At 61.8% G+C, this 15,763-nt stretch carries 16 protein-coding genes; 11 read left to right on the top strand and 5 right to left on the bottom strand.

All coding sequences use genetic code 11. The annotated features are described in order from the left end of the window. From H6979_06705 to H6979_06685, 5 genes are all read left to right on the top strand, one after another. Nucleotides 1-855: an oxidoreductase gene (locus tag H6979_06705; GenBank protein MCP5139528.1), complete on the top strand. Its 855-nt coding sequence runs from the start codon at nt 1-3 to the stop codon at nt 853-855. A gap of 26 nt (nt 856-881) precedes the next feature. Next, the gene (locus H6979_06700) at nt 882-1,736 is read left to right on the top strand and encodes an SDR family oxidoreductase (GenBank protein ID MCP5139527.1); all 855 of its coding nucleotides are present in this window, start codon (nt 882-884) and stop codon (nt 1,734-1,736) included. 110 nt (nt 1,737-1,846) lie between these two features. Continuing rightward, nucleotides 1,847-2,899: an alpha/beta fold hydrolase gene (locus tag H6979_06695; protein MCP5139526.1), complete on the top strand. Its 1,053-nt coding sequence runs from the start codon at nt 1,847-1,849 to the stop codon at nt 2,897-2,899. A gap of 15 nt (nt 2,900-2,914) precedes the next feature. Beyond that, nucleotides 2,915-3,508 (top strand): HupE/UreJ family protein, encoded by a 594-nt coding sequence (locus H6979_06690; GenBank protein ID MCP5139525.1) that lies wholly within the window; start codon nt 2,915-2,917, stop codon nt 3,506-3,508. Between the two features lie 29 nt (nt 3,509-3,537). Next, nucleotides 3,538-4,206: a hypothetical protein gene (locus tag H6979_06685; GenBank protein MCP5139524.1), complete on the top strand. Its 669-nt coding sequence runs from the start codon at nt 3,538-3,540 to the stop codon at nt 4,204-4,206. 104 nt (nt 4,207-4,310) lie between these two features. On the opposite strand, the gene H6979_06680 is transcribed toward H6979_06685, so the two are convergent. Continuing rightward, entirely contained in the window at nt 4,311-4,685 is a 375-nt protein-coding gene (locus H6979_06680) for a diacylglycerol kinase (GenBank protein ID MCP5139523.1), read from the bottom strand. A 130-nt stretch (nt 4,686-4,815) separates the two neighbouring features. On the opposite strand from H6979_06680, the gene H6979_06675 reads away from it, so the two are divergent. Continuing rightward, nucleotides 4,816-6,477 (top strand): UbiD family decarboxylase, encoded by a 1,662-nt coding sequence (locus H6979_06675; protein MCP5139522.1) that lies wholly within the window; start codon nt 4,816-4,818, stop codon nt 6,475-6,477. Between the two features lie 12 nt (nt 6,478-6,489). Continuing rightward, entirely contained in the window at nt 6,490-7,503 is a 1,014-nt protein-coding gene (locus tag H6979_06670) for an LLM class flavin-dependent oxidoreductase (GenBank protein ID MCP5139521.1), read from the top strand. Between the two features lie 5 nt (nt 7,504-7,508). On the opposite strand, the gene dbpA is transcribed toward H6979_06670, so the two are convergent. Further along, complete coding sequence (gene dbpA, locus H6979_06665) at nt 7,509-8,882, bottom strand: ATP-dependent RNA helicase DbpA (GenBank protein MCP5139520.1); 1,374 nt, start codon at nt 8,880-8,882, stop codon at nt 7,509-7,511. A 6-nt stretch (nt 8,883-8,888) separates the two neighbouring features. Further along, entirely contained in the window at nt 8,889-9,725 is an 837-nt protein-coding gene (locus H6979_06660) for a hypothetical protein (protein MCP5139519.1), read from the bottom strand. A gap of 12 nt (nt 9,726-9,737) precedes the next feature. Between H6979_06660 and H6979_06655 the strand changes: the two genes are divergently transcribed. Both H6979_06655 and H6979_06650 read left to right on the top strand, forming a co-directional pair. Next, entirely contained in the window at nt 9,738-11,063 is a 1,326-nt protein-coding gene (locus tag H6979_06655; GenBank protein MCP5139518.1) for an AAA family ATPase, read from the top strand. 41 nt (nt 11,064-11,104) lie between these two features. Further along, nucleotides 11,105-12,145 carry a D-alanine--D-alanine ligase gene (locus H6979_06650; GenBank protein MCP5139517.1) on the top strand — a complete coding sequence of 347 codons (1,041 nt, stop codon included), beginning with the start codon at nt 11,105-11,107 and terminating at the stop codon, nt 12,143-12,145. Here H6979_06650 and folE read toward each other — a convergent pair. Continuing rightward, nucleotides 12,142-12,861, bottom strand: coding sequence for a GTP cyclohydrolase I FolE (gene folE, locus H6979_06645; GenBank protein MCP5139516.1), 720 nt, complete (start codon nt 12,859-12,861; stop codon nt 12,142-12,144). The genes H6979_06650 and folE overlap by 4 nt on opposite strands. Before the next feature lie 124 nt (nt 12,862-12,985). Here folE and H6979_06640 point away from each other — a divergent pair, with 124 nt between their 5' ends. Together H6979_06640 and H6979_06635 are read left to right on the top strand one after the other, a co-directional pair. Beyond that, the gene (locus tag H6979_06640; protein ID MCP5139515.1) at nt 12,986-14,017 is read left to right on the top strand and encodes a class I SAM-dependent methyltransferase; all 1,032 of its coding nucleotides are present in this window, start codon (nt 12,986-12,988) and stop codon (nt 14,015-14,017) included. A gap of 118 nt (nt 14,018-14,135) precedes the next feature. Further along, nucleotides 14,136-15,242 carry an aromatic ring-hydroxylating dioxygenase subunit alpha gene (locus H6979_06635; protein MCP5139514.1) on the top strand — a complete coding sequence of 369 codons (1,107 nt, stop codon included), beginning with the start codon at nt 14,136-14,138 and terminating at the stop codon, nt 15,240-15,242. Between the two features lie 51 nt (nt 15,243-15,293). Here the strand turns inward: H6979_06635 and H6979_06630 are convergent, their stop codons facing one another. Beyond that, nucleotides 15,294-15,749, bottom strand: a complete 456-nt coding sequence (locus H6979_06630; protein MCP5139513.1) for a rhodanese-like domain-containing protein — start codon at nt 15,747-15,749, stop codon at nt 15,294-15,296. Nucleotides 15,750-15,763: the final 14 nt, after the last annotated feature.

The raw sequence follows: 15,763 nt of genomic DNA, 5'->3' as shown, positions 1-15,763 counted from the left end.
ATGGCCAAGAAATGGAACATGATCGTCGATGTCGAGCGCTGCAATAACTGCCGCGCCTGCTTCCTGGCGGTCAAGGACGAACACACGGGGAATACCTTCCCGGGCTATGCGGCGGAACAGCCGGCGATGGGCGCCAACTGGCTGGATATCGAGCGCAAGGAACGCGGCAGCTATCCGATCGTCGATGCACACTTCATGCCCGTGATGTGCAACCACTGTGATGATGCACCCTGCATGAAGGCTGCGAAGAACGGTGCGGTTACAAAGCGTGCCGATGGCATCGTCATCATCGACCCGGAAAAGAGCAAAGGGCAGAAGCAGATCATGGAGGCCTGTCCCTACGGTGCGATTTCCTGGAACGAGGAGAAGCAGATTCCGCAGGCGTGGATCTTCGATGCGCATCTGCTCGACCAGGGCTGGACCAGGACCCGCGCCGAGCAATGCTGTCCCACCGATGTATTCAGGTCGGTCAAGGTCGATGACGAGGAGATGCAGCGGATCCGGGAGCAGGAAGGTCTCGAGGTACTGAAGCCGGAGCTCGGCACGAAGCCTCGCGTCTATTACAAGAACCTGCACCTGATGACCAAATGCATGATTGGCGGATCGGTGGCAGCCGATATCAAGGGCGTCGATGAATGCGCCGAAGGCGCCGAGGTTGTGCTGAAGCAGAATGGCCGCGAGCTTGGCCGGACGACGACCGATACCTTTGGCGAATTCAGGATCGACCGGCTCGAACCGGACAGCGGGCAATACCAGCTGGAAGTGAGCGGCGCATCGGGTCGGGCAACGATGGTTTTCGAGCTGGGCCGTGAAAGCCTCTATCTGGGCGTGATCAGGCTCGGGGGCGCGGCCTGACGCTGCCCGCGCTCTGGAGTACGAAGATGATCCTGTTGACGGGTGTGACCGGCAAGATCGGTGGAGAGACCGCGAAGCAACTGATCACCAAAGGCGCGAAGTTGCGCGCTCTGGTCCGCGATGCGGCCAAGGCGGCAGATCTGCAGGCGGCCGGTGTGGAACTGGTGGTCGGCGATATCGCCGATGCCGATACCGTCAGGAAGGCGCTGAAGGGAGCCGGGAAAGCCTTTCTGCTCTTGCCGAACGGCGAGCAGCAGGAGGCGAACGAAAAGCAGTTCACCGATCTGTGCGTGGCTGCCGGCGTGAAGCACCTCGTCAAGATGTCCTCGATGGAGGCGGTCGCGACAGCCAGGACCCCGATCCCCCGCGCCCACTGGGCAGTCGAAGAATATATTCGCGCCTCCGGACTTGCCTGGACCATGGTGAAGCCGAACTTCTTCATGCAGAACCTGCTCGCCAGTGCGAGCTCCATCAAGGAGCAGGGCAGGTTCTCCCTGCCGATGGGTGACGGGACTACCGGCATGGCAGATGCGCGCGATATCGGTGCCGTGTGCGCCGAGGTGCTCACCGGCAACGGGCATGGCGGCAAGAGTCATGAGATCACCGGGCCGGAAGTGCTGACTTTCAAACAGGTGGCTGAGCGCTTTTCAGAAGTGCTGGGCCGGAAGGTCGAGTATGTGCCGATGCCGATGGCCCAGTTCCGCGAGCGGATGACCGGGATCCTCAAACCCTGGCACCTGAACGCCGTCTGCGAATTGTTCCAGGAAATTGCCGACATCGGTCTCGATCACACGACCGACACCTTCAGGAAACTGATCGGCCGCGAGCCCATCTCGCTCAGGCAGTTCATCAGGGATCACGTGGCACTGTTCAGCGCCTGAGCGATTCGACAGGCAGCCACCGGCGCACAGCTGCCTGAATCCATCTTCTGCCTGGCTCCGAATCCTCTCCTGACTGCTCCCTTTTTGGGAAGCGTTTGCGGAGAGTCAGTGTGTCAACCAGTGCCCGCGAGTTGTCCGGCCTTTCGGCCCGATTGCGCCAGAAAAAGAGCCGTGTTGCTGCATCACAGCCTGCGACTGCAGTGCTGCCGAACCTCAAGATGTACAGGTCGGAGTCCGGCTTCAATGCCATCATGAGCTGGTATGAGGATACCGAGGCGAAAATCCCGGTTCCTGTCGAAAGTGTTTTTGTCGAGACGCGTTTTGGCCGCACGCACATGCTGGTCGCCGGTCCTGTTGACGGGGAGCCGGTGCTGTTGATTCCCGGGGTGGCCGGGTGTGCGCCACTCTGGCGTCGGCAGATCGGTGATCTTTCGCGGCATTTCCGTGTTTACGCGCTCGATATTCCGGGTCAACCCGGCCGCAGCGATCCGAATCCCCCTTCGTTTCTCGATGATGACTACGCCTGCTGGGTGCTGGATGTCCTTGATGCGCTCGAGATTCAGCGGAGCCATATCGCCGGGGTCAGTGTCGGTGCATGGGTTGCGATGCGGCTGGCGATTCTTGCGCCTGGCCGCGTGCTGTCCGTTGCCATGCTGGGCCCTACCGGCCTGTCGCGGGCACGATTGCCCTGGCGTATCTGGTTGACGCGCGTGATGAAGAAGAGCAAGGACGCGGATGCCCTGCAGGACGACCTCACTGCGAAGTCGGTGTCGTCAAAGAGCGCCGGCGGATCCTTTGGTACCTTCGATCGCACGCTCGCCCGGGCGATGGCGCTGTGCACCCGCCACTATCGCGTCGACTGGTCACTGGGAATCTATGACGAACGCACGCGTCGTGTCGACAAGTGGAAGGTTCTCAAGGTGCTCGGAAAATTCTTCATGTCGGAACCGAAAGCGCTGCTCCGCCGCTTCGCTTCGCCAGGGCTGCTGGTATTTGGTGAACAGGAAGTGCTGTATGACCCGCACAAGGTTGGCAAGAGAGCTGCCAGCCTGATGCCGGGCCTGCGCGTCGAGATCGTGCCCGGCGCCGGTCACGCGGCGGTCTATGACAAGCCCGATGAGGTCAACGCCATGCTGGTCGATTTTTTCAAGAACCGTTCCTGAGGATCGCTTTCACTCATGTCCCTGATCAGTCGTTACCTGCTGCCGGCAGTCCTGTGCGCTCTGCCTGGCCTCGCTCTGGCGCACGAGGCCAGCAGCCTGCCACTCGGCTCCTTTATCGGCGGTCTCACCCACCCGGTGCTGGGTCCGGATCATTTTCTGGCGATGGTCAGCGTGGGCATTCTCAGCGCGCAGATCGGTGGCCGGGCGATCTGGACCGTGCCGGCAACTTTTGTCGTCGTGATGGGCCTTGGCGGTTTACTCGGTTTGCTTGGAGTGCCGCTTTCGGCGGTTGAGGCCGGTATCGCCTTTTCAGTTCTGGTACTGGGTATTGCCATTGCCGCCGATCGCCGCCTGCCGCTGATGCTTGCGATGCTTGCGGTGGGTTTCTTTGCCATCTTTCATGGCTATGCGCACGGTGCAGAAATGCCCCGCGTTGCCGAGCCGGTACGTTATGCGGCGGGTTTTCTTTGCGGCACAGCGGCCTTGCACGTGCTGGGGGTCATCATCGGTGATGTGCCCCGGCACTATGCGCGCGGCAAATTGGTATTGCGGCTGATCGGTGGCGGCATCGCCGGCATCGGCAGCTGGTTTGTTCTCGGTATGGTGTGAGCCGTACCGCTCACGGGGAGACCTGTCTGATGTCCGCACGTCACAAGCTGTTGTTGTGGGAAGTCGGCTGCATCTTCTGGGTTGCGCTGGCTGGTTCCCTGCTGCACTTCGCGTTTGAGCTCAGCGAATACTGGCGTCCGATGGCCCTGTTGGCAGCCGTGAACGAGAGTGCATGGGAACACACGAAGATGTACTTCTGGCCGGGGCTGCTGTTTGCAATCGTCCAGTACACCTATACGCGGAAAATCGCGCACAATTACTGGCTCGGCAAGGTCGTCGCGCTGGCGTTGACGCCGCTGCTCATCCTCGTGGTCTATTTGTCCTACCTGCAATACGTGGACAGCACGGGTGCAAAGCCCAGCCTCGCCGTGATGCTGGCCATCATGGTGGCCGGTATTTCAGCCGGTCAGCTTGGCAGTTGGCTGATTCTCTCCAGTCCGTCGATACGCACCGTCAAGAGGCCACATGTGGTGACAGCCTATGCGGTATTGATGCTGGCCTTTTCCAGTCTCACGTATTTTCCGCCCCGCGTCTTCGTGTTTGAGAACTTCTACTGCTACCAGTACACGGGCGACTATGGAATCCTCGACAACTACGAACCCTATCGCGTGTTCTATAAAGGTGAGCGGCCGGGCGCCGGTGTCAACTATTGCGCCACGCTTGCCCAGCAGGCAACCAGCGCGAAGAATCAACCCTGAGCGTCGTGGGCTCCACCCATCGGGCCTTCCGCGCATCGGCTGGCCCGGATCCCGTGCTGTACATTTCGAATTTCTGCCCGCCAGTGCGCAGGCTGCGAACCGAATCAGGGAGGCCACAGCGCCACAATCCACGTCGCCACGACCATGGCCAGGCTGAGCATCACGGCTGCGCTGCCCAGATCCTTGGCGCGTCCCAGCAGCGGATGGTGATCGGTACTGACGGCATCGGCGACACTCTCGATGCCCGAGTTGAGCAACTCGACGATCAGTACGAGCAGGATGCTCCCGATCATCGCCAGTGCTGCCCATCTGTCGGGCGCAATGAATGGCGCCAGCCCCATCAACGGCACGCCCACGGCCAGTTCCTGACGGAATGCGGCTTCATGGGTTATCGCGGCGCGCAGGCCGGCCAGCGAGTAGCGTGCCGCATCCGCAATCCGCCGAAGTCCGCCTCGACTTTTCAAGGGTGAATCATTCATCCGGGCTTGTCCGTTTGATGGCCAACTGTACATGGACTGCTCCCCGTCTCCCAGATGGCTTGCGCTGTCCTCGTGAAGTATCGTTGCCGCTCATGAGTTGATCATGACTGCCAGTGAACAGGAGCCGACCATGTCCGAGCAAAAAAAAGAGCCGTCCGCCGAGGAAATTTCACGCCGCAGCCTGCTGGCCGGCGTCGGCGCAACGGGCGCAGGGCTGGCGGCATTTGCGGCGGGGGCTGGCAAGCCGGTTTATGCGGCCAGTGCCGGGCCCATGCGCAAAGGCTCGGGACCTCCGCCCAGGGCACCCTTCGACTCGATGCGCGACTGGGTTGCGGCGCTTGAGGCCAACGGCCTCCTCATGCGCTTCGATCGCATCGACCAGGACCAGTACGAGATTCCGGGCCTGTTTTTCCGGGCCACAGACCAGTACGGCATGTATGGCGCGCCGACGATGGTCTTCGATGAGGTAAAGGTCGACGGCAAGTGGATGAAGGGGCCTGTGCTGATCAACCTCTATGGTCACTGGAACACCGATGCGATCGTCTGGAACCTGTCGGTGGTGCCGGGCGATCACTACGCGACCTACAACGGCGCCATGGCCTGGCTGAAGGACATGCTGGCGAAGAACGGCGGCAAGTATCCCGAGATTCCGCCGACCGAAATCGCGCGCGACAAGGCGCCCTGCAAGCAGGTGATACTGAAGGGTGACGAGATTGACCTGCTGAAATTTCCCTTCCTCAAGACCAACCCGGCCGACGGTGGCCGTTACGTGAATACCGGTTCGCACTTCATGGTGGATCCGAAGCTGGGACCAAACTTCGGCACCTACCGCTGCGAGATCAAGGGGCCACGCACTCTCGGCATCAACATCGAACCCAACCAGACTGGCGACAAGTTCCTCAAGGCCGCGCAAAAGCGGGGCGAGAAGGTGGTCAAGTATTCGATCGTGATGGGCCAGGATCCGATGGTCTGGCTGCTGAGCGGAACGCGCCTGGCGCCGCGCTTTACGGATGCGCCACAGGATGAGCTGGCGATTGCCGGTGGGATGCGCGGCAAGGCGATCGACGTGGTCCGCTCCGAGGACACCGATATCCTGATCCCGGCGCATGCCGAGTTCGTGATCGAGGGCGAGGTGCAGCTGAATGGCCCCTTCGAGGACGAAGGTCCCTTCGGCGAGATGTTCGGCTATCTCGGTCCGGTGAAACACGACAACTACCTGATGACCATCAACACGGTCACGCACCGTCGCGACCCCTGGTTCGTGAATGCGATGACCGGCATGCAGCGTGCCAGCGTGACCGCACCGATGGACGCGATATACAGCGTTTTGCTGGGCAAACAGATCCCGAACTTCGTTGCCTACACCAACCCGCAGGACACGATGGGCTTCGTGGTCATGAGCATCGACAAGAAGGAGGCTGGTGAAGGTCTCGCCGCCGGACTCAAGGTGGCGCAGCGCAATCCGATCGCCAAGGTCGTGGTGGTGGTGGACAAGGACGTGAACATCCTCGATCGCCGTGAGGTGATATTTGCCATCGGCTCACGCTGGCAGCCGTACCCGGCCAGCAAGATCATCGAGGATGCCTTTGGATTGCAGACTGATCCCAGCCAGGTGAAGTACGCGCGGACCAGCAAGATCGTGATCGATGCCACCCGGCAGCTGCCAGCCGAGGGTGGCCGGGAAGTATTTCCCGAAACCAACCGGGCGCTGCTGGAGCAGGGTGCGCCTGGAATCTTCGAGCACGTCGACAAGCTCTACGGCGAGGCGCTGCGCAGCTGGAAGCGGATCTGAGCGCGTCGATCGATGGATGTCGATATCGTCCTTGATTCGCAGCTGCCCTCGGCGCGATTGACGGAACTGGGACTGCTGGCGGAGCAGCACGGCATTCATGCCGTGTGGTGTGCAAGCTATCTGGACGGCCGCGATCCCTTTGGCAACCTGGCGGAGCTGGCGCGGGCCTCGAGCAGGATCCGCCTCGGACCCATCGCGCTCAGTCCCTACGAGCTGCATCCCTTCCGCATTGCCATGGCGTTATTGACGCTGAACGAGCTGTGTCCGGGCCGTGCGCAGGCCATCATCGGCGGCGGCGGCGAGGTCGTGATGGCGCTGGAGATTCCCCGTGATCGCCGGGTCCGCGCCGTGGGCGAGGCCATCGATATCGTGAAGGGCGCGACCACGCGGCGGCCGTTCAGCTATCACGGTGAGATGTACAGCATCAACGACTACGACCCGCAGTGGATCACCGCAGCCGTGCCGCCGGCGGTCTTTTCCGCAGCCAATCGACCGCAGATGCTGCGCATGTCGGCGCGGGCCGCCGACGGCATCATGATGAGCGACCTGTCGCCGGCACTGAGCCGGGCCGCAGTAAGTGCCGTGCATGGACACCTTCAGGAGTTTGGTCGAGACCCGGCGGCGTTCCATTTCAACAACTTCATGGCCTGGTATGTCTACGACGACCTGCAGGAAGCGCGCCACGAAGCAAGACGCTGGATCGGTTTCCGCGCGATCTTTCGCGAATACATGATGCGCGAGTTCATGAGTGCGGAAGACTTCGCGGTGATTCTCGAACACATCCCGCAGATCTATGCGATGGCCGCGAAGAACGCACACTCGGTCGAGGGTCTTCCCGACCGCTTGCTGGATATGTGCGTGGATCATCTGACGCTTACCGGCACGACGAATGACATGGACCGTGTCATCGGGCATCTGCTGGAACTGAAAGCGGCTGGCTGCACCCAGGTGTCCCTGGAGCTGAAAAATCACCAGGCGCACGGCATCCGGTTGATCGGCGAGCGGGTGATACCCGCGCTGCGCTGAAAACCTCAGGCCAGCCGGCGCACGCGAAAGCGGCGGCCCTTGATCTTGCCTGCAACCAGCGCGCGCAGAGCCTGGTTTGCCGAGCGCTGCCTGATGGCCACATAGGTGCGCGTCGCGTAGATGTCGATCTTGCCGATCGAATCGGCGGGCAGGCCGGCATCGCCAGTCAGTGCGCCGAGCAGATCACCGGGGCGCAACTTGTCCTGTCGGCCGCCGTCGATGATCAGGGTAACCATGCCGGCGGTCAGGGCCTTCTGTGTGGTATTGCCTGGTTCCTGTTTCTGCCAGTTCAGCGGTGTGCCCTGACGCTCTTCGATTTCCGCGGTCCGGTGGCGCTCTCCAGGCGTACACAGCGTCCACGCGAGGCCCTTGCCGCCGGCGCGACCGGTGCGGCCGATGCGGTGCAGGTGGACATCGGCGCTCTGGGCCATGTCGTAATTGATCACCACCGGCATGTCCTTGATATCCAGTCCGCGTGCTGCCACGTCGGTGGCAACCAGCACCGCGCAACTGCGGTTGGCAAATTGCAGCAGCATCTCTTCGCGCTCGCGCTGATCGAGATCGCCATGCAGCGCGAGTACGGAGTGGCCCCGTTCAGCCAGCCGTTCGGTCAGCGCGCGCACTTCGTGCCGGGTATTGCAGAAAACCAGCGCGGATTCAGGCCGATGCTGGGTCAGCAGGCTCGTCAGTATGTCGAACTTCTGCGTTTCGCCGACCTCAAAGAAAAACTGCTCGACTTCGTCAGCGCCGAGGGTGGCGGCAACGCTGACATCCAGCGCATCGCGCTGGAACTGCCGGCTGATGTCGCGCACGGCGTCGGTAAAAGTAGCGGAAAACAGCAGGGTCTGGCGTTTGCGCGGGATCTCTGCCGTGATGGCCTTGATGTCTACGCTGAAGCCCATGTCGAGCATGCGGTCGGCTTCATCGAGCACCAGTACGCGGATGTTTGCCAGCGGCAGTGCGCCTTTCTGCAGCAGTTCCAGGATGCGTCCGGGTGTGCCGACCACCAGATGCGGCTCATGCGTGAGCGAAGCCAGGTGCGGGCGCAGCGGGATCCCGCCGCACAGGGTCAGCACCTTCATATTGGGGACGAATCGTGCGAGGCGCCGGATCTCCTTGCTGACCTGGTCGGCGAGTTCACGCGTCGGGCAAAGCACCAGCCCCTGCAGCTGGATGCGATCGGCATCGATGGCCGCGAGCAGGCCGAGTGCGAAAGCCGCTGTCTTGCCGCTGCCGGTCTTGGCCTGGGCGGTCACATCCCGGCCGGCAAGGATCGCAGGCAGACTCGCTGCCTGCACAGGTGTCATGTCGAGATAGGCAGCGGCCTCAATACCCTGGCGCAATGCCGGCGACAGATCGAGACTGGAAAAATCATTCATTGCTCATCATCGCACCGTGGTGGTGCCCTGGCCTGCCGGGCCATGCCACCCCGGATAGAAGGGGGTGTACGGATCGCTGCGCGGGTCCTCTGGAATATAGCCGGTGCAGCGCGGGATCCGTGCCCTGGTGCGCCGGGCATAGTTGAGTGCGCTCGGTGCTGCCCAGGGTGCCGGGTAGCGCATGCCCAGGCTGGCAGAGACGCAGGCGATCACCTGCAGGCCGACAAACAGCAGGTAATTCTCGTAGAACGTGAGCCAGGTGAGGGCGATGGCCATGTTCGGGATGTGGCAGCCGAGCGCCTTGATCTTCTGCGTCATCGGCGTGTCGTGCTCGGGCGCGATGTAGTGGTCCCAGTAGATGTTGTGCCAGTTCGGCTGCCAGGCGGCGAGTACCGCAAAGGTCACAAGCCAGGTGCCCCAGTCCGGCAGACCGGCTTTGCCCACGATCAGCCACACGGCAAGAAACAGCTGTCCCGAACTCGAGCCCCAGAGAAAACCGAACAGCGCGGAAATCAGCGGATTCTTCTGCCGTTCAAATACCGGCGTGAAATACGACCAGACGCCGGCATAGGCAATCAGGATGAATCCGTACAGGCCGAGCGTGAAACGTACCCAGCCGGGATCGTTGAGCTGAGCCGTGCTGACCACCGGGCTGTCCAGAATCAGCTGCATGCCGCCACTGAGATACGACAGCAGCCAGCAGCAGCAGAAGTAAATGCCTGCGCGCAACCACGCCGCCTTCGGCCGGTAGATGTCCCAGGGCACGGGGCGGAAGCGCACATCGTAGATGATGGCGAGTGCGACGAAGGTGATTGCAAGCAGTGCAGCGAAATAGTCGAGCATAATGCAGTCTAGATGAAGCAAAGCCCGGACACACCATCGTCAATCCGCGCAGGTCTGGAGCCAAACGCCGACTTTCAGCGCGCCCTGGACCTGATCGAGGGCAGTGATGAGCATGTGTTCGTCACCGGCCGGGCCGGCACCGGCAAGACCACCCTGCTGCACCTGTTGCGCGAAGAGACCGTGCGCAATGTGGCGGTCGTTGCGCCGACCGGTCTGGCGGCGATCAACGTCAGCGGCCAGACCATTCATTCCTTTTTCCGTTTGCCGCCCCGCTTTGTGGATCTGCGCGCGATCCGGCCGCTGCGACATACGGGCGTGATGAAAGCCCTGGAGCTGCTCATCATCGACGAGGTGTCGATGGTGCGCGCCGACTTGCTTGACGGGATAGACCAGTCCCTGCGGGTCAACCGGCGCAGCGATGAACCCTTCGGCGGCGTCCAGCTCGCCATGTTCGGCGACCTCTGGCAGCTGCCGCCGGTCGTGCGTGAGCCGGAACTCAGGGAATATTTCGAAGCGACCGGCGGCGGTCCGTACTTTTTCCAGGCACAGGCCTGGAAAAGCTGCGGTGGCGGCAGTTCCATCGAGCTGGAAAAGATTTACCGGCAGAAGGACGATGCCGAGTTCCGGGAGATCCTGCAGCACATCCGCGACGGTGAACCTGACGAGGCCGTCCTTGAAGCGCTGAATTCACGCGTACTGACCCGGGCTGAACTCGAGGACCCGGACAGTCATATCGTGCTGACGGCAACCAATGACGCGGCTTTCCGTGAAAACAGCCGGCGCCTGGCGGCGTTGCCCGGCACGCGGCAGATATACACGGCCGAGATCACCGGGCGCTTTGACGGCTCGGCATTTCCCACCGAGCCGGAACTCGGTCTGAAGGTTGGCGCCCGGGTCATGTTCCTGAAGAACGATGCGGACAAACGCTGGATCAACGGTTCCTGGGGGATTGTCACGGCGCTGTCGGAGGATGGCCCGACGGTGCAGTTGCCCGATGGCAGCGAGCATGAGGTGAAGCCGGCCACCTGGGAAAATATCGCTTACCAGTACGAGCGCAGCACGCAGCAGATCACGCCGGGTGTGGTCGGGGCGTTCAAACAACTGCCGCTGCGTCTGGGCTGGGCAATTACCATACACAAGAGCCAGGGGCAGACCTTCGACCGCGTGTACATCGATCTGGGCCGTGGCGCATTCACGCACGGACAGACTTATGTGGCGCTCAGCCGCTGCCGCAGTCTTGCCGGGCTGGCACTGGCGCGACCCGTGCGTCTGGAGGACGTGATCCTCGACGGCGATGTCGGTGGCTACCGGCAGGTCTTTCCCTCCCGTAAACTCTGAACGCGGGCCCGAATCCGTCCTGGTCTGGAGCGGTATAGCGGATGAAGAAACTGCGTGTGCTGGTGCTCATGCACGAAAGCCTCGTGCCGCCCGATACTCTCGCGGGTTACACCCCTCAACAGATCGAAGAGTGGAAAACCGAATACGACGTGATGGCCTTCCTGCGCGAGGCCGGGCACGAGGTACGCGCGCTGGGCCTGTACGACAACCTGGCCGAGCTGCGTACGGAAATCGCGACCTGGAAGCCGGATGTGGCTTTCAACCTGCTGCAGGAATTCCAGGGCATCGTCACCTACGACCAGCACATCGTCGCCTTTCTGGAGCTGATGCGTCAGCCCTATACCGGCTGCAATCCGCGCGGCATGATGCTGTCGCGGGACAAGGTTCTCAGCAAGCAGCTGATGGCCTATCACCGTATTCCCACGCCCCAGTTTGCCCTGTTCCGCCGTGAGCGTCCCTATCGCCTGTCCGCGAAACTCCGCTATCCGCTGTTCGTCAAGTCGGCGACCGAGGACGCTTCGCTTGGCATTTCCCAGGCTTCGATCGTCGATGATCGTGTGCGCCTGCGTGAGCGCATCGACTTCATTCACGAGAGCACGAAGACAGACGCACTGGTGGAGGAATACATCGAGGGACGCGAGCTGTACGTGGGCCTGTGTGGCAACGAACGTCTGCGTACTTTTCCGGTCTGGGAGATGAACTTCGGAACGCTGCCGAAGCTGATGTCAGGCATCGCCACCCGACGGGTGAAGTGGAACCTCAAGTATCAGCAGAAACACGGCATAGAAACCGGCCGGGCGATGGGTCTGGGCGAAGCGGCCGAAGAAAACCTGAGCCGCCTGAGCAAGCGGATATACAGTGCACTGCACATGACCGGTTATGCGCGCATGGATTTCCGCATGCGTGCCGACGGCAGCGTTTATCTGCTGGAAGCGAACTGCAATCCCAACCTGAGCAATGGCGAGGACTTTGCCGCTGCTGCCGCCGCTGCCGGCATCAGCTACGGCAGCCTGCTTGAGCGGCTGGTGCGGCTCGGGCTCGACTACGAAGCTGAATGGCGAAGTTCAGACGTCCCTGCCTAGCTCCGGGCAAGTCCCAGCAGGAATTCCTTCCGCGTATCGGTGCTGGTCTTGAATACGCCGCCCAGGGCAGTGGTCGTCGTTTCGCTGTTGGTGTCCATCACGCCCCGGGCCTTTACGCAGTAATGTACCGCCTTGATGCTCACGGCAACGTCGCTGGTATCAAGCAGGGTCTGCAGCGCGAGAAGTACCTGTTCCGTAAGGCGTTCCTGTATCTGCGGCCGCTGGGCGAAAAAGGCGACGATGCGGTTTATCTTTGAAAGGCCGATGACGTTGCGCTGCGGAATATAGGCCACGCTGGCCGTACCATCGATGGTAATGAAATGGTGCTCACAGGTTGAGGAGACATTGATTCCGTCGACGCGGATCATCTCGTCAACCTGCATCTTGTTCTCGACCACGGTGAGCCTGGGAAAATTGCGGTAGTCGAGTCCGCCAAAGATCTCGTTTACGTACATCTTGGCAATACGCCGGGGTGTATCCATCAGGCTGTCATCGCGCAGGTCCAGGCCAAGGATCTGCATGATTTCCGTGAAACGGACCTGTATTTGCTGGCGCTTTTCATCTGCGCTCAGCTGGTTTTCGATGAGCGGGGTCTCCAGGCCCTGTGCCAGCAGGGCGTCGCGAACCGCGACAGCTTCCGGCTGAAGGTCGGTGCTGCCGGAGGAACGTTCGATTCTGCTCACTGGAGCGAGCGCATGTACGGGGGGCGGGCTCATCGGGGGAGTTCTCCTTGTAGCTGAGGTCGATCCTGTACTGGACCCGGCCTGCGCCAGGTCATGCCGCTCATGTATTCGCTGGCGGTCGGGCAAATGGATTCTCCCGGGAGCTGAATCGGCAAAAATTAATACTGCTAAGCTTCCACGCTGCAAGCGCACAAGGACAGACACCGTGAGTACGCATGAACTGAAAACCTTTTCAGCCACCTACGACTGGGCAAAGACCTGGCGGGATCTGCCCTGGGCGCACGATCAGGCCACGCTGTTTCTTGCCGAGCTGTGCGTGAAGCGCAAACCAGGCCGCGCGCTCGACATCGGCTGCGGCGCGGGGACCGATTCCGTCTACCTGGCAGAGCGCGGCTGGGACGTCACGGCGCTCGATTTCATTCCCAAGGCACTGGAGTTCACGCAGGCGCGTGCCCGGGAAGCCGGTGTCAGCGTGACGCCGGTGGAGGCCGACATCACGGCATGGCGCGCGGATGAGCCCTTTGACCTGGTGCTCGATCATGGCCTGCTGCACAACCTCGATCCGCTGCGTCACGCCGCCTACCGGCAGACCGTGTTGCATGCGCTGGCAGACGACGGCGATTTCATCCTGCTGCACTGGCATCCGCTGTTCCCGGGTCAGGGCAACGGCAAGATGGGGCCGCGACGCGTGAGCCGCGAAGATATCCGGGATTTTTTTTCCCCGGAGCTGCAGGAACGTTTTTATGCCCGCGAGGAATTCGAGGACCTGCCCGACGCGGTTGGCGGCGGCATGACGCAGGCTTACTACTGGTTCCGGCGCAACCAGGCGCAGCAACAACCGGCGGTGCTGCTGGCGCAGGTGCAGGCGACCCTCGAACGTCACAAGGTCGATGCAGCGCGCCTCCTGGCCGACGCGGGCGATTCGCCCGTCGCCGCCCGGCTCGCTGCACCCGATCTCCTCAGCCGGCTGATCGGGCCGGGCCGGCTCGGTATCAGTCATGAGGTCCTGGAGCCGGCCGAGGCCGGGCAACGGCTGCGCGAATGGTCAGTTCAGGCGGGCGTGGATCCGCACTTCGTGGCGAACCTGCTGCAGGTGTTCATGTCGGCGGACCATGGCGACATCTGTGGAACCCTGCCGAAGTGCCCGCAGTGCGAAGTCCGCTTCTGCAAGCGCCTGCGCTATCGTTGACCGGGTGACGGCGCTTCGGCCGACAGATGAACATGAATAATTTGTCGGGCTGAAACCGCGGCGTCGCCGATGGCGAATGCTAAAGTGAAGTGCTCGCTGCGAGCACCCGGAGTACTCCATGTTCATCAATTTCTGGTATCCCGTTGCCCTGGCGAAGGACATCAGCGCCGACAAGCCGGCCCGTGCACAGGTCTTTGGCCTGCCTTTCGTGGTCTTTCGCGATCAGGCCGGCCAGGCGCGCGTGCTGGCCGATACCTGCGTGCATCGTGGAGGATCGCTGAGCACGGGCCTGGTCAAGGGCGGCAAAGCCGTTTGCCCTTATCACGGCTGGGAATTTGGCGGCGATGGCAAGTGCAGCAAGGTGCCTTCACTGGGTGAAGGCGCAAAGATTCCCGCCCGTGCCAAGGTTGATGCCTATCCGGTACAGGAGAAGTACGGCATCGTGTTTGCGTTTCTTGGTGACCTGCCCGAGGCGGAACGTCCACCGCTTTACGATATCCCGGAGTTCGGTACCGAAGGCTGGAAGTGCCAGACCTATGTGCTGGAACTGAACGCCTATTACCAGCGATCCATCGAGAATGGCATGGATCCGATTCACAACGAGTTCGTGCACCCGCTCCAGGGGGCGCCAAAGATGGCGCTGGACCTGCAGCGCAATCCCTTGCCGATGGAAGATATTCCCTATGGCAGCAAGTTCTTTCTGGCCTTTGCCGACAAGAATGACGCCACCACCCTGGCGGGAGATCGAACCGGTGAGCGCACCGGCGCTGCCGGGTCCTGGTATCAGGGGCCAAACCAGCTCATCACCTGGATCGAACTGACGGCGACGAATGCCTTTCACCAGTACATTTTTGAACAGCCGCTGGATGAGAGCCACACGCGGCTCTACTTCCTCAACCTGCGCAACTGGCTGCTCGATGAGAAGCACGACCAGCGGGTGGAGGACCTCACGCTGAATATCGTCCACGAGGACATGGCAGTCCTGCAAAACCTGAATCCCGTGCGCACGCCGGAGACCAACAACAAGGAAATCCTGCTGCCGGGTGACGGTGCGGTGCTGCGCTACCGGCAGCACCTGAAGGAGTGGCAGGCGCGTGGCTGGCGCATCGACATGCGTGCGCTGCGGGCACAACAGGGCGATGTCGCTTTCGCCATTCCCTCGCCAGCGCGCCGCGATTCGGGCAACTGGGTGCTTGATCCCGTACCGCTGATGCCCACCGAATAGGTCGGCGTCAGACCGGGGTTCCCCCCGGAAATGCAGGTCTGCGGGCGATGCTCAGGTCTGGGTCCAGGGCAGCCCGGCCACTTTCCAGCCGCTGACGCTGTTGCGGTGCTTGTACTCGTCGAGTGCGCCCTCGAAGCCCTCGGCGATGTTGTAGCAGGCGGTATAGCCGAGTCCCGCGCACTGGATAGCCGCGATCTTCGAACGTCCGCCGGACTGGCACAGAAAATACACGGGTGCGTCCTTCGGTACCTTGCGGACTTCCAGCGCAGCCTGCAGTTCATCGACGAAGTTGGGGTTCGGACCCTGCATGGTCACCCACTGCAGGTAAACCGGTTCGCGTGAAATCCCGCTGAGGTCCGGCTTGCCGATCAGGGTCCATTCGATCTGTGTCCGTACATCCACCAATACCGCCTTCGGATCGGCGCCGAGAACACTCCAGGCCTGCCGTGCGGTGACGTCTCCGGCATATGCGCCGGTCGGTGTCTTCTGGTCGGGTGATTTGCTCATACCGGTTCCCTGGC

This window comes from Chromatiales bacterium, from assembly GCA_024234935.1.
In the GTDB taxonomy this organism is placed as follows: domain Bacteria; phylum Pseudomonadota; class Gammaproteobacteria; order Steroidobacterales.
The sequence above is the reverse complement of the archived record's forward strand: the minus strand, read 5'-3'. Positions and strand labels throughout refer to the sequence as shown.